The organism is Oceanibaculum indicum P24 (assembly GCF_000299935.1).
In the GTDB taxonomy this organism is placed as follows: Bacteria; Pseudomonadota; Alphaproteobacteria; order Oceanibaculales; family Oceanibaculaceae; genus Oceanibaculum; species Oceanibaculum indicum.
This window is the reverse complement of sequence record NZ_AMRL01000015.1, coordinates 75,160-92,131: the sequence shown is the minus strand read 5'-3', so window position 1 is coordinate 92,131 and position 16,972 is coordinate 75,160. Positions and strand designations below refer to the sequence as shown.

The window sequence follows — 16,972 nt, the reverse complement described above, 5'->3', positions numbered from 1 at the left end:
GCGGCGTATCGGGGGGCAGGGCCAGCCGCACCCGGTAGGTCTTGGCGACCGGATCGCCCTTCGGCGTGATGCTGTCCACCGTCGCGTCCAGCATGCGGTCGGGAAAGGCATCGCTGCGCAGCAGGGCGCGCTGGCCGGTGACGACGCGGGGGATGTCCTCCTCATTCACCTCGGCCACCACCAGCAAGGGCGTTGGCCGCCCGACCCAGAACAGCACGTCTCCAGGCTCGGCGATCTCCCCCACCTCGCCATCCTGGCGCAGCACCATGCCATCGCCGGGCGCGCGCAGAATGTAGGAACCCAGCCGCGCTTCCTGGCCGGAGATCAGCGCCTCGATCTGGCTGACCTGGCTGGTGGCGCGGTCCAGTTCGCTGCGGCTGACGATGTTGCGCGTGACAAGGGTGGAGATGCGTTCGTAGTCGGATTTTGCCAGGCGCAGCCGGGCGCGCAGCTCGGCCAGGGTGGCCCGCGCCTCGGTATCGTCCAGCCGCGCCAGCTCTGTTCCCTGGGTGACGGTTTCGCCCTCGCAATTGCAGACCGTGACGATGCGCTCGCGCACCAGCGAGGTCACCTTCGCCCAGCTGCGCGGCTCGATGACGCCGTAGGCATAGACGATTTCCGCCGCATCGCCGCGGATCGGCGCGACAACCGTAACGGCTGCCGGGCGCGTGGCGTACCAGTAGGCAGCGCCCCCGCCGGCCAGCAGCAGAAGAAGGGAAACAGCCCGAACCCAGCTCACCTCATTCCCCCCGGAACATGTTGTTGCTGGAGGTCATCCTGTCAGATGGAAGGGGGGATGGCGAGGCGACGGAACGCCGCTACCCCGTTACTCCACCGTCACCGACTTGGCGAGGTTGCGTGGCTGATCGACGTCAGTGCCCTTGATGACGGCGACATGATAGGCCAGAAGCTGCACCGGGATGGCATAGAGGATCGGCGCCACGAAGGGATGGACGTGCGGCAGCTCGATGGTGGCGAAGGCCTCTTTGCCGATATGGGCGCAGCCCTTGGCGTCGGACATGAAGATCACCTTGCCGCCGCGCGCCATCACCTCCTGCATGTTGGAGAAGGTCTTCTCGAACAGCGCGTCCGAGGGGGCGACGACGATGACCGGCACCGTATCGTCGATCAGCGCGATGGGGCCGTGCTTCAGCTCGCCCGCGGCATAGCCCTCGGCATGGATGTAGGAGATTTCCTTCAGCTTCAGCGCTCCTTCCAGCGCGATGGGGTAGCCGGTGTTGCGGCCGATATAGAGCACGTCGCGCGCCTCCGCGACCTCGGCGGCCAGCGCCTGGATCGCCTCGTCGCCGTTCAGCACCTCGGCCGCGCGCGAGGGCACCTCGGCGATGGCGTTGGACAGCCGCGCCTCCTCTGCCCCGGAGATGGCGCCGCGTGCCCGCGCCGTGGCGATGACGAGGCAGGCCAGCAGCACCAGCTGGCAGGTAAACGCCTTGGTCGAGGCAACGCCGATCTCCGGCCCGGCCAGCGTCGGCAGCACGGCGTCCGCCTCGCGCGCCATGGTGCTTTCCGGCACGTTCACGATGGCGATGGTCTTCTGCCCCGCCTCCTTGGCGTGGCGCAAGGCGGCCAGCGTGTCGATGGTCTCGCCGGACTGCGAGATGAAGATGGCCAGCCCGTCTGCCTCCAGCGGCGTGTCGCGATAGCGGAATTCCGAGGCGATATCGATATCGGCGGCAATGCGCGCCACCTTCTCGAACCAGTATTTCGCGACCATGGCCCCCAGATAGGAGGTGCCGCAGGCGACCAGCGTGATGCGGCTGATGGCGGCCAGGTCGATATCCAGCGGCGGCAGGTCGATGGCCCCGCTGGCCGGGTTCCACATGCTGCGCAGCGTGTCGCCGATGACGCCTGGCTGCTCGTAGATTTCCTTCAGCATGAAGTGCGGGTAATTGCCCTTGCCGATCATCGCTCCCGACAGGGCGGTCGGCTTGGCCGGGCGGTCCACCACCCGGTCCTGCTCGTCATGGAAGATCGCGCCGGCGCGGCTGATCTCCACCCAATCGCCTTCCTCCAGATAGGAGATGCGGCGCGCGAAGGGGGAGAGCGCCAGTGCGTCGGAGCCCAGATACATTTCGCCCTCGCCCCAGCCGACGGCCAGCGGGCTGCCCTTGCGCGCGCCGACGATCAGGTCGTGCTCGCCCTTGAACAGGATCGCCAGCGCGTAGGCGCCGTCCATGCGCTTGATCGCCGTGGCGACCGCCTGCTGCGGCGTCATGCCCTCGTTCAGGTAGCGGGTGATGAGGTGGGCCGCGATCTCGGAATCGGTCTCGCTGGCGAACACATGGCCCAGCGCCGACAGCTCGGCGGCCAGTTCGCGGTAATTCTCGATAATGCCGTTATGCACCAGCGCCACGCGGTCGGTGGCATGCGGGTGCGCGTTGCGCTCGTTCGGCACGCCATGCGTCGCCCAGCGTGTGTGGCCGATGCCGATATCGCCATGGATGCCGTTGCCGGCGACCTTCTCCTCCAGCCGGGCGATCTTGCCCTCGCTGCGCCGGCGCTCGATGCTGTCATTCACAAGCGTGGCGATACCTGCGGAATCATAGCCGCGATATTCCAGCCGCTTCAGCCCCTCGATCAGCGAGGGCACCACGTCGGCCTTGCCGACCACGCCGATGATTCCGCACATGCCTGAAACAGCTCCTGATAATTACGAGAAAGTGACGCTGGCTGGGCGAGTAGCGTCAGGCTGGGACCATGCACGAGAACCCGCCAACAGACGAATCACAAATTGTATCAAGCTGTTACAGGATGGCGGTTGGCTAAAATCATGATTAATAAAAAATGAATTGCCTATAAAATACATTTTATCTAAAGTTACATTAGCGCGTGCGAGAAAGCCGCACGATATAGGATATGGAGAAAGCCATGTCTCAGATCGGCTTCGTTTATCAATCTATGGCGACGGTAGCGCAGGCCAGCGTCACTGGCATGTACGCCAATCTCGATAATATCAATCAGTTGCGCCAGCAGCTGGCAACCAGTGCGCCCGCGCCGGCTGCCGAGGAACCGGCGCCCGCCGCACAGGCTGCCACCTCGGGCCGTCTGGATATTACCGTCTAGGCTCCCGCCAGCCCTCTCAGGCTCTACGTTTTTCCCCCGCAGAACGACTGACGCCGCAGCTTTGTCCCCGCTGCGGCGTCATTTTGTTTCAGCCTTTGGTTCGCCGATCAGGACGGCAGAACGGTCGCAACGATGGAGGCGTCCAGCGCCTCGTACTTCGCCAGGCCGATGGTGTCGTACAGTTCCGCGCGGGTCTGCATCTCGCCGGCCATCGCCTCGGTCGAGCCGTTCTGCTTCAGCGTGGCGTACAGCTTCTCCTGCGCCTTGTTGGCAACGCGCAGGCTGCTGACCGGCCAGATCACCATGCGGTAGCCCATCTCCTCGAATTCCTTGGCGGTGAAGAAAGGCGTGCGGCCGAATTCCGTCATGTTGGCCAGCAGCGGGACGCCGGGCATCCGCTTGGCGAACTCGCGGAACATCTCGGCGCTGTTCAGCGCTTCCGGGAAGATCGCGTCGGCGCCGGCTTCCATGTACAGCTTCGCGCGGGCGACCGCCCCGTCCAGCCCTTCGCTGGCGGCCGCGTCGGTCCGGGCGATGACGTAGAGGTGACGGCGGGCCTTCGCGGCAGCGGCGACCTTGGCCGCCATGTCGCGGGCGTCGGCCAGCTTCTTGTCGTTCAGATGGCCGCACTTCTTCGGCAGCAGCTGGTCCTCGATATGCACGGCGCCGGCGCCGGCATCCTCGAAGCTGCGTACCATGTGCATGACGTTCAACGCCTCGCCATAGCCGGTGTCGCCGTCCACCAGCACCGGCAGGCCGCTGGCGCGGGCCACCTGGCGGATGAAGAAGCACACCTCGTCCACGGTGATGATGCCGAGGTCGGGGATGCCCATGGAGGCGGTCATCGCCGCCCCCGACAGGTACAGCGACTCGAAGCCGGCCTTCTTTGCCTGCAGCGCCGCCATGCCGTTATGGCTGCCGGGAATGCCGAGGATGCCGGGGCGCTCCACCAGCTTGCGGAATCGCTGGCCGGCTGGCTCCGTCGGCAAATCGTCGGCGATCAGATAGGGCATGATCTTCTCCTCAGGCTTTCTTGCCGGCGGCTTTCTTCGCGGCCTTCTTGCCGCGCTGGCCGATCGGCACGAAGGTCAGATTCTCCGGCCCGACATAATTGGCGGACGGGCGGATGATCTTGTTGTCGATGCGCTGCTCGATGATATGCGCCGCCCAGCCCGAGGTGCGGGAGATCACGAACAGCGGGGTGAACATCGCCGTCGGCACGCCCATCAAATGGTAGGAGACGGCACTGAACCAGTCGAGGTTCGGGAACATTTTCTTCACATCGGCCATCACCGTCTCGATGCGCGCGGCGATGTCGAACATCTGCATCGACCCGGCTTCCTTCGACAGCTTGTGCGCGACGCGCTTGATCACCTCGTTGCGCGGGTCGGACACGGTATAGACCGGATGGCCGAAACCGATGATGACCTCCTTCGCCTCGACGCGGGCGCGGATGTCCGCCTCCGCCTCGTCGGCATCGGCATAACGCTGCTGGATATCGAAGGCGGCCTCGTTGGCGCCGCCATGCTTTGGCCCGCGTAGCGCGCCGATGGCGCCGGCAATGGCCGAGTACATGTCCGACCCGGTGCCGGCGATGGAACGCGCGGTGAAGGTCGAGGCGTTGAACTCATGCTCGGCATAGAGGATCAGCGAGGTCTGCATCGCCCGGATATGCGATTCCGATGCCGGCTTGCCGTGCAGCAGGTGCAGGAAGTGCCCGGCGATGCTGTCATCGTCGGTCTCCAGCTCGATGATCTGGCCGCGATGGGCATAGTGATACCAGTAGAGCAGCATGGACCCCAGCGAGGCCATCAGCCGGTCGGCAATGTCGCGCGCCGCCGGATGATTGTGGTCATGCGCTTCCGGCAGGACGCAGCCCAGCGCGGAGACGCCGGTGCGCATCACATCCATCGGATGGGCGGAGGCGGGGATCGCCTCCAGCACGTCCTTCACCGCCGCCGGCAGGGCGCGCAGCGCCTTCAGCTTGGTCTTGTAGGCATCGAGCTGCGGCTGGGTCGGCAGGCTGCCATGCACCAGCAGATAGGCGATTTCCTCGAACTCGCAGGTTTCCGCGATGTCCAGGATGTCGTAGCCGCGATAATGCAGGTCGTTGCCGGTGCGGCCCACGGTGCACAGCGCGGTGTTGCCGGCGGTGACGCCGGACAGCGCCACCGATTTCTTCGGCTTGAAGGTCGGATTATCCGCCATGGTCATGTCTCCCTTTCCGTTATTTCCAGTCGAAGATGCCGGTCGGCCGGGGGGCACCCAGCTTGGCGGCTTCGACGGTTACGTTGAGGGCGCTGAGGTCGCTCAGCTTCGCCAGATTCTCGACGGCTTCGAGGAAGCGGTCCTGCTCGCTCGCCGCGACGATGCCTTCCGCCAGCGTGCGGAACTTGGCGATATATTGCGGCCGGGCGAAGGGCCGTGCTCCCAGCGGATGGGCATCGGCCACGGCCAGCTCGTCGGTGATGGTGGAGCCATCCTCCATGGTCACCACGACGCGGCCGCCGAACGCCTTCTCGTTCGGATCGTGCGAGTGATAGCGCCGGGTCCATTCCGGGTCCTCGACGGTGCTGATCTTGTGCCACAGCGCCACTGTGTCCGGACGCGCCGCGCGCTCCGGCGCGTAGGAGCGCTCATGGTGCCAGCCGCCGTCCTGCAGAGCGACCGCGAAGATGTACATGATCGAATGGTCCAGCGTCTCGCGGCTGGCCTTCGGGTCCATCTTCTGCGGGTCGTTGGCGCCGGTGCCGATCACATAATGGGTGTGATGGCTGGTGTGGATGACGATGCTCTTCACCTTGGCGAAGTCGCCGACCTTCGGGCCCATGCGGCGGGCCAGGTCGATCAGCGCCTGGCTCTGGTACTCCGCCGAATGTTCCTTGGTATAGGTGTCCATGATGGCGCGCTTGGCGTCGCCCTTCTCCGGCAGCGGCACCTTGTATTCCGCCTTCGGGCCGCTCAGCAGCCAGGCGATGAAGCCGTCCTCGCCCTCATAGGCCGGGGACGGGGCGCCTTCGCCGCGCATCACGCGGTCCACCGCCTCGATCGCCATCTTGCCGGCGAAGGCCGGGGCATAGGCCTTCCAGCTGGAAATCTCGCCCTTGCGCGACTGGCGCGTAGTGGTGGTGGTGTGCAGCGCCTGCTGGATCGCCTGATAGACCGTCTCGGTCGAAAGGTTCAGCAGCGCGCCGATGCCGCCGGCGGCGGACGGGCCCAGATGGGCGATATGGTCGATCTTGTGCTCGTGCAGGCAGATGCCCTTCACCAGATCGACCTGGATCTCGTAGGACGCCGCCAGCGCGCGGATCAGGTCCTGGCCGTTGCGGCCGACATGCTGGGCGACAGCCAGAACCGGCGGGATATTGTCGCCGGGATGCGAATAGTCGGCGGCGAGGAAGGTGTCGTGATAGTCCAGCTCGCGCACCGCAACGCCATTGGCCCAGGCGGCCCATTCCGGCGAGAAGCGCTTGTCCGAGGGCAGGCCGAACACGGTGGCGCCGGGGCTGTAGGGGTGCGCCATGGTCTGGGCACGCGCGCTCGCCACCGGGCGTCGAGCCACAGAGGCGACGGCCACCGAGGCATTGTCGATGATGCGGTTGCCGATCATCTCCGCGACATCGGCATCCACCGGCACGGGGTCTGTCGCCATTGCGGCCATCTTCCAGGCCAGCTGGTCCTCACGCGCGAGCTTCTCGGCGGACTTGTAAGTGCGAACGCTGTGCGTCTTCACGGGGCAGTTCCTCGATCTTTTATGGGGTTGTCGTAGTCTTATCTGGGTCGTTGGTCGGTATCGCTGTCGGGCGGCCTTCCTTGTCCACGGCGACCATCTCGAAGGTGCCGCTCATGGTCATCGTCCGCTCGCCGGTGGCCAGCGTCTCGGCATGCACCTCGACGGACACCGTCATGGAGGTGCGGCCGCGCCGCGTCACGCGGGCGATCAGCTCGATCAGCTGGCCGACCCGGGCCGGGCGGTGGAAGGCGATCTTGTCGCTGGACGCCATGACGATGTCGCAGCGCGCCGCGCGGCTGGCGGCGATATAGGCGGCCTTGCCCATCAGGCTGAGCGCATTGCCGCCATAGAGCGTGCCATAGTGGTTCGCCAGCTCCGGGAAGACCATTTCCGCGAAGCGGGTTTCGTCTGGTGCCGACTGCATGGGCTTGTTTCCGCCTGCTTTAGCTAGTGCGCGTCACAATATCCGCATCGCCCGCATCGGGGAAACAGTAAAAAAGCCTGTTTCAGGACAGGGTGTTAGAGCAAATCTGCTGGTATTACCTTTTGTGCGGTGCGGCGGTTCCGGCGGGCTTTCCCGCTGTGACGGCCAGCCATATACCGGAAAATACCGTGACGAGGCCAAGGACGAGATTCCAGCCCACCGGCTCGTCCAGCAGCAGCGCGCCCAGCAGCGCCGCGGTGACCGGATTGACCGTCACGGAGACCGCAACCCGCGTGGGCGTGGTGCGCCCCAGTGCGAAGGCCCACAGGAAGAAGATCAGCGCGCTGCCGAACAGGCCGAGATAGAAAACCGCGATCCATTGCGGCCAGCCGAAGCCGGGCAGTGCGGCGAAACCGCCGCCGATGCCGGCCAGCAGGCCAAGGCAGGTGGCCCCGGTCCCCATCGCCAGCAGGGTGAAGCGCACCGGACCGGAGCGATGAATGACAGGCCGGGCCCAGACACTGTAAAGCGCCATGCACAGTGCGGCGGCGACCATCAACAGATCGCCGCGCCACGCGCCAGCCGGGGCGTCCGCAAGGCCGGCGGCCAGTGCCAGCGCGACACCGCCCATGGCCAGCGCCACACCGGCGCTCTTCCGTGCGGTAAGCGCTTCGACGCCGAGGATCGCCCCGGCCAGCATGGTCAGCAGCGGCAGGGTCGACAGGGCCAGTGCCGCCCGCGCCGCCGTCGTATAGAGCAGCGAGGCGTTGAACAGCACCGGAAACAGGCCGAAGAACAGCAACCCCAGCGCCGCCGCCCGCGGCCAGTCGCGCCGTGCCGGCCAAGCCTCCCGCTGCGCCAGGGCGATGGGCAGCAGGCACAGGAAGCCGATGCCGAAGCGCAGCGCGCCAAGCGTCAGCGGATCGACCGCGCCGACGACATAGCGCGTCGCGCCCACGGCAGTGCCGCCAAGTGCGCTGGATGCAATGGCGGCCAGTACTCCGGCCAGTTCACCCAAGGAACTACCCCTTACCCAGAACAGAAAGGACTCCGGGCAGGCTAGGGGCAGGGGTATCATCAGGAAAACGAATGTTCTTGATGGCATGGATAAGCAATCATGATGAACGCCTCGATGCTTGAACCGGAGTTGCTTCGTGCCTTCGTCGCCGTGGCGGAGCAGCAATCCTTCACCCGCGCGGCGGTTCAGCTGAACCGCACACAGTCGGCGGTCAGCATGCAGATCAGGCGGCTGGAGGAGCGGCTGGGTGTCGAACTGTTCGAACGCGCATCAAGCGGTGTTCGGTTGAGCCGCGCCGGGGAGGGGCTGATCGGTTATGCCCGCCGCATCCTGTTGCTGGGAGAAGAAGCGGTAGGGCGCTTGCGCACCGATGCGGTGCGGGGCGCGGTCAGGATCGGCGTGATGGAGGATTACGGTACCTGTCTTCTGCCGCCAATCCTTGCGGGGTTTGCAGAGGCGCATCCGGCCATCGATATCGAGATGCAGACCGGGTTGACCGGCAGCATGATCGAGCGGCTGGGCGAAGCCTACGACCTTGTCATCGCCATGCATCCCGAAGGCACCGGCGGCGGCCAGCTGCTGCGGCGCGAACGCCCGGTCTGGGCCGCCGGCATCGGCCGTGCGGTGGAAACCATCGACCCGTTGCCGCTGGCGCTCTATCCGCAGGGCTGCCTGTTCCGGCGCTGGGTGCTGGAAGCCCTGGATGCGGCTCGGCGGCCGTGGCGTCTGGCCTTTGTCAGCCACAGCCTTGGCGCGGTGGCAGCGGTCGCGGCGCAGGGGCTGGCGGTCACTGTGGTGAAGGCCGCCACTTTTCCGCCGGGCCTGCGGGCGCTGTCGCCGTTGGACGGGGTGCCGTCCCTGCCGGTTGCGGAGATCAGGCTGCACCGCGCCGCAACGCTCACACCGGCGGCGGCTTTGCTGGCCGACCATCTGGCGGCAGCACTGTCGGCCTGAATATCAGAAAGCGCGTTCGCACATACGAATTTTCATTTGAATGTAACCTTACTGTCGCGATGCGGTCATTCGACGGATATACTCCTGAAAAAAGATCGAACCGGGGGGATTTCCGTTCAAATGAACCTGTCGTCACGACAGTCGGATATTATTGCGCTGATCCGGCGTGAAGGTTTCCAGTCCATCGAGGCGCTGGCGAACCATTTCGCGGTCACGCCGCAGACCATCCGGCGCGATGTGAACAGCCTGTGCGACGCCAACATCCTGCGCCGCCGCCATGGCGGGGCGGAGCTGCTGGGCACCACGCTGAACGCGCCCTATGAATCGCGCCGTGTCACCAATCTGGAGGCAAAGCGCCGCATCGGCGCCACTGTCGCCGGGCTGATCCCCAGCCGCGCCTCGGCACTGTTCGGCATCGGCACGACGCCGGAGCAGGTGGCTCTGGCCATGACCGGGCACGAGGACCTGACCATCGTCACCAACAATCTGAATGTCGCGGTCGCGCTGTCGGCGGCGCGCTCCAACCGCATCGTCCTGCCGGGCGGCGTGCTGCGCCTGCCGGACCGCGACTTTCTGGGGCACGATGTCGAGACGATGTTCCGCAGTTACCGCGCCGATTTCGGTGTGTTTGGCGTCGGCGGGATCGACCGCGACGGCACGCTGCTGGATTTCGACCGCGAGGAGGTGGCGGCGCGCGAGGCGATCCGCGAGAGCTGCCGCACCGCCATCCTGGTCGCCGATGTGTCCAAGGTCGGACGGCTGGCCGCCGCCCAGGGCGGGGCACTGTGGGACGCCGATATCATCGTCATGGACGCGGCCCCGCCGGAGGAGATCGCGGCCGCGATCCGCAAATCCAGCGCCAGGCTGATCGTCGCCGGGCAGGAGGTGACGGCATGAGCGCAGCCCCTTTCATCACCCTGGAGTCGGTCGAGAAGAGCTGGGGCGACAGCCGTGGCGTTGCCGGTGTCGATCTGGTCATCGGGCGCGGCGAGTTCGTCGTGCTGTTGGGGCCGTCCGGCTGCGGCAAGTCCACCACGCTGCGGCTGATCGCCGGGCTGGAGACGCCGACGGCGGGGCGTATCCTGATCGACGGGCAGGATGTGACGGCGCTGCCGCCGGCCAAGCGTGGCCTGTCCATGGTGTTCCAGTCCTATGCGCTGTTCCCGCATCTCAGCGTCGCCGAGAACATCGTATTTGGGCTGAAGGTCCGCCGCCTGCCGCGCGCCGAACGGCAGGCGCGCCTCGGCCAGGCACTGCGGCTGACCGGCCTTGAGGGTTATGAGGACCGCAAGCCGGCGGCGCTGTCCGGCGGCCAGCGGCAGCGTGTGGCGCTGGCCCGCGCCATCGTCGCCGGCCATCCGCTGTGCCTGATGGACGAGCCGCTGTCCAACCTGGACGCCAAGCTCCGTCATGAGGTTCGGCAGGAAATCCGCCAGCTGCAGCAGGATCTCGGCATGACGGTCATCTATGTGACGCACGACCAGACCGAGGCGATGGGCATGGCCGACCGCATCGTGCTGATGAAGGACGGGCGGATCGAGCAGCAGGGCATGCCGGAAGAACTCTATGAGTGCCCGGTCAGTGCCTTCGCCGCCGGCTTCGTCGGCAGCCCCCCGATGGCGCTGCTGCCGGCGGAGCGGCTGCCGGTGGGGCTGCGCGAGGGGGCTGCGTCGGGTGGTGCTGGCGTGCTGATCGGTGTGCGGCCGGAGGATCTGCGCCTTGCCGGCACGGGCGAACCATCCCTGCCGGTGCAGATAACGGGCATCGAATTCCTGGGCGGCGAGACGCTGGTCTATTGCGCGGGCGAGGCCGGTGCGCTGATCGCGAAGCTGCCGGGCCGTCCGGCGCTGGTGCGCGGCGGCAAGGCCGCCCTGACCTGGGAGGCGGCCAGCCGGCATCTGTTCGATGCCGCTGATGGACGACGACTTTCCGACCCGCTGGTTCCCGAGCCAAAGGCCTCGGGCGGGCGGGCGGAGCAACGGGCCAGCGGAACGGGCAAGGTCCCGCTGGCCCATCGGTCCCTTGCGGGGGCCGATCACCCGTAGGCTGGATGATGAAAGGATTGTGACACATGACGATGCAGCGCGTAAGGGCGGTGGCATTTGCCGCCGCGCTCGCCGGGATGGCCTCACCCGCCATGGCCGATGTCGAGCTTTCCATGTACTACCCGATCGCGGTCGGCGGCCCGCTGACCCAGGTTGTCGATGGCATGGTGGAGGAGTTCCAGAAAGGCCATCCGGACATCAAGGTGAAGGCGATCTACGCCGGCAACTATGATGACACCCGCGTCCGCGCCCTATCGGCGCTGAAGAGCGGCGAGCCGGCGCAGCTTTCGGTGATGTTCTCCATCGACGTCTATGACCTGATGGAGCAGGACGTCATCGTGCCGTTCAGCGATGTCGTCTCGACGCCGGAGGAGAAGGCCTGGCTCGACAGCTTCTATCCGGGGCTGATGGCCAATGGCACCGTCGATGGCAAGGTCTGGGGCGTGCCGTTCCAGCGCTCCACCATCGTCATGTACTATAACAAGGACGCCTTCAAGGAAGTCGGCCTCGACCCGAACCAGCCGCCCAAGACCTGGGACGAGATGACGGCAGCCGCCAAGAAGCTGACCAAGGACGGCCGCTGGGGCGTGATGATCCCGTCCACCGGCTATCCCTACTGGATGTACCAGGCGTTGGCGATCCAGAACGGCCTTGAGCTGATGTCGCCGGACGGCACCAAGACTTTCTTCGACGATCCCGCCGCCATCGAGGCGCTGCAGTACTGGCGCGACCTCGGCGCCAAGCACAAGGTGATGCCGGAAGGCACCGTCGAGTGGGGCACGCTGCGCCAGGCCTTCCTGCAGGGCCAGACCGCGATGATGTGGCACAGCACCGGCAACCTGACGGCGGTGAAGAACGGCGCCAAGTTCGATTTCGGCGTCGCCATGCTGCCGGCCAAGAAGCGGCCCGGCTCGCCGACCGGTGGCGGTAACTTCTACCTGTTCAAGAAGGCGACCGATGCCGAGCGCAAGGCCGCGCTGACCTTCATCCGCTGGATGACGGCGCCGGAGCGCGCGGCCGAATGGTCGAAGGCGACCGGCTATGTCGGCATCAGCCCGGCCTCCTACGAGACCGAATCGCTGAAGAAGTACGCCGCCGAGTTCCCGCCGGCGCTGGTTGCCCGCGATCAGCTGAAGCATGCCGTTGCCGAATTCTCGACCTACGAGACCGGCCGCGTGCGTGAGGGCCTGAACAACGCCATCCAGGCGGCCCTGACCGGCCGTCAGACGCCGGAAGCGGCGCTGAAGGACGCGCAGGCCAATGCCGAGCGGCTGCTGAAGCCGTTCCGGTAAGCATCGCTAACCGTCACCCCCGGCCCCGGCTTCACTGGGTGCCGGGGGTGATTCTTTCCGAAGGCCGCGACGATGACCGACGCCCCGCTTCTTGACCGCATCGAAAGCCGCAAGCTGGCGATCTATGGCTCGCTGCTGGTGCTGCCGTCGGTCTTCATGCTGTCGCTGTTTGCCTTCTGGCCAACGGTGGCGACGCTGTGGGCCAGCCTGTTCTCCAAGGGCACGGTGCGCCGCCCGTCGCAGTTCGTCGCCCTCGACAATTACGAGTACCTGTTCTCAGACCCCAGCTTCTGGCAGGTGGTCACCAACAATCTGATCTATGCCGGCGTCACCATTCCGGTGTCCATCGGGCTGGCGCTGGGTATGGCGCTGTGGGCCAATGCCCGCATTCCGGCGCGGGCGATGGTGCGCATCGCCTATTTCACCCCGACCATGCTGCCGATGGTGGCGGCGGCCAATCTGTGGCTATTCTTCTATACCCCGGATATCGGCGTGCTGGACCGGCTGTTCGGCGTGTTCGGCTTCAGCGGGGTCAACTGGCTGGGCCAGCCGGAAACCGCGCTGGGCAGCATCATCATGGTGACGATCTGGAAGGAGGCCGGCTTCTTCATGATCTTCTACCTGGCCGCCCTGCAGACCATTCCGCCCGACCTGAAGGAGGCGGCGCTGATCGAGGGCGCGGGGCGCTGGACCTATTTCCGGCGCATCCTGCTGCCGCTGCTGATGCCGACCACCCTGTTCGTCATGGTGAACGCGCTGATCAACTCAGTGAAGCTGATCGACCATCTGTTCATCCTGACCAAGGGCGGGCCGGACAATGCCTCGAAGCTGATCCTGTACTGGATCTGGGAGATGGCCTTCAGCTATTTCGACCGGCCCTCGGCGGCGGCGATGACCGTGCTGGTGCTGATCGTGCTGGGCCTGCTTGCCGTGCTGCAGTTCGCCGTGCTGGAACGGCGCATCCATTACCGGTAAGGGGAAGCCGCCTATGACCGATATCGTCACGGCACGGCCTGCCACCGGCGCATTCGCCGGCCGGGCCCTCCTGACGCTGGATGCGCTCGGCGCCATCCTGCTGGCGCTGATCTGGATCGCCCCGCTGGTCTTCGCCGTGTGGGCCGCCTTCCACACGCCGCAGGGTGCGCTGTCCTTCGACCTGTCCGCCCCTGTGACGCTGGAGAATTTCCGCACCGCCTGGGAAGGCGCGCCCTGGCCGCGCTATTTCCTGAACACCACGCTGCTGGTGACGGTGATCCTGGCCGGCCAGCTGTTCTTCTGCACGCTGACGGGCTATGCCTTCGCGCGCTTCCGCTTTCCCGGCAGCGACGCGCTGTTCATGCTGGTGCTGCTGCAGCTGTTCATCCTGCCGGAAGTGCTGATCGTGGAGAATTACGCCATGGTCTCGCGCCTTGGCCTGTTCGACACGGTGCTGGGCATCGGCGCGCCCTACATGGCCAGCGCCTTCGGCATCTTCCTGCTGCGCCAGGCCTTCAAGGGCGTGCCGCGCGAGCTGGAGGAGGCGGCCCGCGTCGAGGGCTGCGGCTGGACCGGCGTGTTGTGGCGCGTCTATATCCCCGCCGCAAAGCCGGTCTATCTGGCCTATGCGCTGGTCTCCATCGCCACCCACTGGAACAATTTCCTGTGGCCGCTGGTGGTCACCAACTCCAACGAGACGCGGCCGCTGACCGTGGGGCTGTCGCTGTTCGCGGCACCGGAGAGCGGCGTGAACATCGCCGTCATCAGCGCGGCTACCCTGTTCACCATCGCGCCGCTGATGGTGGCCTTCCTGCTGTTCCAGCGTCAGTTCATCCAGGCCTTCCTGCGCGCGGGGATACGCTAAGGCATCCGCTTAACGACCCATGCGCCGGGGCCGGGGCGGCGTGGCGCCCTTGGCCGTTGACGCTGGCCGAATCCCGCCCCTAGGCTTGCCCGCAAATCGGACAAGCAAAGGGATGGAACCAAACATGGGCGCGGAAACGAAAATCGGTCTGGTCGGCATCGGCATGATGGGCTGGCCGATGGGAGCCTGCCTCGCCAGGGCGGGCTTCACGGTCGTGGTCTATGACAGCCGGCCGGAGCAGAGCGCCAAATTCGCCAAGGAAGTGGGCGGCGAGACGGCGGCCAGCCTGGCCGAGCTGGGCCGGGCCTGCGCCATCGTCGTCACCATGCTGCCGACCAGCAAGATCGTCTCCGAGGTGCTGCTGGGCGAGAACGGCGTCGCCGCCGGCATGGCGAAGGGCGGCCTTGTCATCGATATGACCTCGGGCGTGCCGGACGTCACGATCTCGCTGGAACCGGCACTGAACGAACGCGGCATCGCGATCATCGACGCGCCGGTCTCCGGCGGCGTGGCGCGGGCGCGCACTGGCGAGCTGGCGATCATGGCCGGCGGCGCCGAGGCGGATATCGACCGCGCCCGGCCGGTGCTGGAGGCGATGGGCAAGGTGCAGCGCGCCGGAGCACTGGGCTGCGGCCAGGCCATGAAAGCGCTGAACAATCTGGTCTCTGCCGGCGGCTTCCTGATCGGCATCGAGGCGATGCTGGTCGGCAAGAAGTTTGGCCTCGATCCGGAGGTGATGGTCGATATCCTGAATGCCTCTACCGGCATGAACAACAGCACCCAGAAGAAGTTCAAGCAGTTCGTGCTGTCCGGCGCCTTCAATTCCGGCTTCGCGCTGGACCTGATGGTGAAAGACCTTTCCATCGCCCTCGACGTCGCCAAGGCGCGCGGCGTGCCCACACCCTTCGCGGCGCTGTGCCGGGAATTGTGGGCCTCGGCCGACACCATGCTGGGCAAGGGGGCCGACCATACCGCGCTGGCCCTGCTGAGCGAGCGGCTGGCCAACCTGTCGCTGCGCGATGATGAGGGAACGCGGAATTAGCATCGTCTAAAATTTAGACAGTCTCTTTCGCCGCTGCTCAAAGATTGTGCGGCGCGAGATGATTCGCCCATCGGTCGAACAGGCACAATTCAGGAAAAATGTTTAACGCTTCCCGCCATTAACGAAGATGGCGTCTCCGTGGCACGCGCCTTGCGTTCTTGCTGCAATGCGGCATGGAACCGCGAATAACTGGGAGACGAGAAATGGCTGGGAAAAAAGGGGCAAAGCTCCTGACGGGACTTATGGTCGGCGCATCGCTGCTGTTCGGCGCGATGACCGGCAAGGCCGAGGCACAGGACACCATCAAGGTCGGCATCCTGCATTCGCTGTCGGGCACGATGGCGATCAGCGAGACGACCCTGAAGGACGTCATGCTGATGCTGATCGAAGAGCAGAACAAGAAGGGCGGTCTGCTCGGCAAGAAGCTGGAGGCGGTGGTCGTCGATCCGGCTTCCGACTGGCCGCTGTTCGCCGAGAAGGCACGCGAGTTGCTGACCGTGAACAAGGTTGCCGCCGTGTTCGGCTGCTGGACCAGCGTGTCGCGCAAATCCGTGCTGCCGGTGTTCGAGGAGCTGAACGGCATCCTGTTCTATCCGGTGCAGTATGAGGGCGAGGAATCCTCGCGCAACGTGTTCTATACCGGCGCCGCGCCGAACCAGCAGGCGATCCCGGCGGTCGATTACCTGGCAAAGCAGGAAGGCGTGCAGCGCTGGGTGCTGGCCGGCACCGACTATGTCTATCCGCGCACCACGAACAAGATCCTGGAGACCTACCTCAAGGACAAGGGAGTGGCCGCTTCCGACATCATGATCAACTACACGCCGTTCGGTCATTCCGACTGGCAGTCGATCGTCGCCGAGATCAAGAAGTTCGGCTCGGCCGGCAAGAAGACCGCTGTGGTCTCGACCATCAATGGCGATGCCAACGTGCCGTTCTACAAGGAGCTGGCGAACCAGGGCATCAAGGCCGAGGATATCCCGGTCGTCGCCTTCTCGGTCGGCGAGGAAGAACTGGCCGGTATCGATACCGGCCCGCTGGTCGGCCATCTGGCGGCGTGGAACTACTTCATGTCCATCGACACGCCGGAGAACAAGGACTTCATCAAGAAGTGGCAGACCTTCATCAAGAACCCGAAGCGCGTTACCAACGATCCGATGGAGGCGCACTATATCGGCTTCAACATGTGGGTGAAGGCGGTTGAGAAGGCCGGCACCGTGGACGTCGACCCGGTCATCGATTCGCTGATCGGCGTGTCCGTGCCGAACCTGACCGGCGGCTATTCGGCGATGATGCCGAACCACCACATCACCAAGCCGGTGCTGATCGGCGAGGTGCAGGCCGATGGCCAGTTCGACACTGTCTGGTCCACGCCGGGCCTGGTGGTCGGCGACGAATGGTCCGACTTCCTGCCGGACAGCAAGGATTTGATCTCCGATTGGCGCAAGCCGCTGTCCTGCGGCAACTTCAACGTCAAGACCGGCAAGTGCGGCGGCGCGAGCTGACGCCTTGACGTAAGCATGGAGAGGCCGGCGGCAGCGCC

General features: G+C 65.6%; 16 protein-coding genes. 9 read left to right on the top strand and 7 right to left on the bottom strand.

What is annotated here, in order from left to right; all coding sequences use genetic code 11:
• On the bottom strand, positions 1-739 hold a 739-nt coding region (locus P24_RS12455), incomplete at its 3' end, for an efflux RND transporter periplasmic adaptor subunit (protein WP_008945087.1).
• Positions 740-826: 87 nt separating this feature from the next.
• A complete protein-coding gene (gene glmS, locus P24_RS12450) occupies positions 827-2,650 on the bottom strand; it encodes a glutamine--fructose-6-phosphate transaminase (isomerizing) (RefSeq protein WP_008945086.1) in 1,824 nt (607 codons plus the stop codon).
• A 239-nt stretch (positions 2,651-2,889) separates the two neighbouring features.
• Between glmS and P24_RS12445 the strand changes: the two genes are divergently transcribed.
• Positions 2,890-3,084, top strand: a complete 195-nt coding sequence (locus tag P24_RS12445) for a hypothetical protein (RefSeq protein ID WP_147431138.1) — start codon at positions 2,890-2,892, stop codon at positions 3,082-3,084.
• A 107-nt stretch (positions 3,085-3,191) separates the two neighbouring features.
• Here P24_RS12445 and prpB read toward each other — a convergent pair whose 3' ends face one another.
• The 5 genes from prpB to P24_RS12420 form a co-directional block, all read right to left on the bottom strand.
• Positions 3,192-4,097, bottom strand: a complete 906-nt coding sequence (gene prpB / locus P24_RS12440) for a methylisocitrate lyase (RefSeq protein ID WP_008945084.1) — start codon at positions 4,095-4,097, stop codon at positions 3,192-3,194.
• A 10-nt stretch (positions 4,098-4,107) separates the two neighbouring features.
• Positions 4,108-5,298: a bifunctional 2-methylcitrate synthase/citrate synthase gene (gene prpC, locus P24_RS12435; protein WP_008945083.1), complete on the bottom strand. Its 1,191-nt coding sequence runs from the start codon at positions 5,296-5,298 to the stop codon at positions 4,108-4,110.
• Between the two features lie 13 nt (positions 5,299-5,311).
• Complete coding sequence (locus P24_RS12430) at positions 5,312-6,817, bottom strand: MmgE/PrpD family protein (RefSeq protein WP_008945082.1); 1,506 nt, start codon at positions 6,815-6,817, stop codon at positions 5,312-5,314.
• Between the two features lie 19 nt (positions 6,818-6,836).
• The gene (locus tag P24_RS12425) at positions 6,837-7,241 is read right to left on the bottom strand and encodes an acyl-CoA thioesterase (protein ID WP_008945081.1); all 405 of its coding nucleotides are present in this window, start codon (positions 7,239-7,241) and stop codon (positions 6,837-6,839) included.
• 115 nt (positions 7,242-7,356) lie between these two features.
• On the bottom strand, positions 7,357-8,259 hold the full coding sequence (locus P24_RS12420; RefSeq protein WP_008945080.1) for a DMT family transporter: 903 nt from the start codon (positions 8,257-8,259) through the stop codon (positions 7,357-7,359).
• Between the two features lie 99 nt (positions 8,260-8,358).
• Between P24_RS12420 and P24_RS12415 the strand changes: the two genes are divergently transcribed.
• From P24_RS12415 to urtA, 8 genes are all read left to right on the top strand, one after another.
• The gene (locus P24_RS12415; protein ID WP_008945079.1) at positions 8,359-9,213 is read left to right on the top strand and encodes a LysR family transcriptional regulator; all 855 of its coding nucleotides are present in this window, start codon (positions 8,359-8,361) and stop codon (positions 9,211-9,213) included.
• Between the two features lie 120 nt (positions 9,214-9,333).
• The gene (locus P24_RS12410) at positions 9,334-10,110 is read left to right on the top strand and encodes a DeoR/GlpR family DNA-binding transcription regulator (RefSeq protein ID WP_008945078.1); all 777 of its coding nucleotides are present in this window, start codon (positions 9,334-9,336) and stop codon (positions 10,108-10,110) included.
• Positions 10,107-11,258: an ABC transporter ATP-binding protein gene (locus P24_RS12405; protein WP_008945077.1), complete on the top strand. Its 1,152-nt coding sequence runs from the start codon at positions 10,107-10,109 to the stop codon at positions 11,256-11,258. Before P24_RS12410 ends, P24_RS12405 begins: the two co-directional genes overlap by 4 nt.
• Before the next feature lie 26 nt (positions 11,259-11,284).
• Positions 11,285-12,550 (top strand): ABC transporter substrate-binding protein, encoded by a 1,266-nt coding sequence (locus P24_RS12400; RefSeq protein ID WP_008945076.1) that lies wholly within the window; start codon positions 11,285-11,287, stop codon positions 12,548-12,550.
• A 72-nt stretch (positions 12,551-12,622) separates the two neighbouring features.
• Positions 12,623-13,525, top strand: coding sequence for a carbohydrate ABC transporter permease (locus P24_RS12395; RefSeq protein WP_008945075.1), 903 nt, complete (start codon positions 12,623-12,625; stop codon positions 13,523-13,525).
• Positions 13,526-13,538: 13 nt separating this feature from the next.
• Positions 13,539-14,390 carry a carbohydrate ABC transporter permease gene (locus tag P24_RS12390; RefSeq protein WP_008945074.1) on the top strand — a complete coding sequence of 284 codons (852 nt, stop codon included), beginning with the start codon at positions 13,539-13,541 and terminating at the stop codon, positions 14,388-14,390.
• Positions 14,391-14,514: 124 nt separating this feature from the next.
• Positions 14,515-15,432, top strand: coding sequence for an NAD(P)-dependent oxidoreductase (locus tag P24_RS12385; protein WP_008945073.1), 918 nt, complete (start codon positions 14,515-14,517; stop codon positions 15,430-15,432).
• Between the two features lie 203 nt (positions 15,433-15,635).
• Complete coding sequence (gene urtA / locus P24_RS12380; RefSeq protein ID WP_040707581.1) at positions 15,636-16,934, top strand: urea ABC transporter substrate-binding protein; 1,299 nt, start codon at positions 15,636-15,638, stop codon at positions 16,932-16,934.
• Positions 16,935-16,972 lie beyond the last annotated feature (38 nt).

Bases quoted from the DNA above. Each gene is read 5' to 3' on its own strand.
- glmS (WP_008945086.1), bottom strand. From the start codon at position 2,650: ATGTGCGGAATCATCGGCGTGGTCGGCAAGGCCGACGTGGTGCCCTCG.
- P24_RS12445 (WP_147431138.1), top strand. From the start codon at position 2,890: ATGTCTCAGATCGGCTTCGTTTATCAATCTATGGCGACGGTAGCGCAG.
- prpB (WP_008945084.1), bottom strand. From the start codon at position 4,097: ATGCCCTATCTGATCGCCGACGATTTGCCGACGGAGCCAGCCGGCCAG.
- prpC (WP_008945083.1), bottom strand. From the start codon at position 5,298: ATGACCATGGCGGATAATCCGACCTTCAAGCCGAAGAAATCGGTGGCG.
- P24_RS12425 (WP_008945081.1), bottom strand. From the start codon at position 7,241: ATGCAGTCGGCACCAGACGAAACCCGCTTCGCGGAAATGGTCTTCCCG.
- P24_RS12415 (WP_008945079.1), top strand. From the start codon at position 8,359: ATGATGAACGCCTCGATGCTTGAACCGGAGTTGCTTCGTGCCTTCGTC.
- P24_RS12410 (WP_008945078.1), top strand. From the start codon at position 9,334: ATGAACCTGTCGTCACGACAGTCGGATATTATTGCGCTGATCCGGCGT.
- P24_RS12405 (WP_008945077.1), top strand. From the start codon at position 10,107: ATGAGCGCAGCCCCTTTCATCACCCTGGAGTCGGTCGAGAAGAGCTGG.
- P24_RS12400 (WP_008945076.1), top strand. From the start codon at position 11,285: ATGACGATGCAGCGCGTAAGGGCGGTGGCATTTGCCGCCGCGCTCGCC.
- P24_RS12395 (WP_008945075.1), top strand. From the start codon at position 12,623: ATGACCGACGCCCCGCTTCTTGACCGCATCGAAAGCCGCAAGCTGGCG.
- P24_RS12390 (WP_008945074.1), top strand. From the start codon at position 13,539: ATGACCGATATCGTCACGGCACGGCCTGCCACCGGCGCATTCGCCGGC.
- P24_RS12385 (WP_008945073.1), top strand. From the start codon at position 14,515: ATGGGCGCGGAAACGAAAATCGGTCTGGTCGGCATCGGCATGATGGGC.
- urtA (WP_040707581.1), top strand. From the start codon at position 15,636: ATGGCTGGGAAAAAAGGGGCAAAGCTCCTGACGGGACTTATGGTCGGC.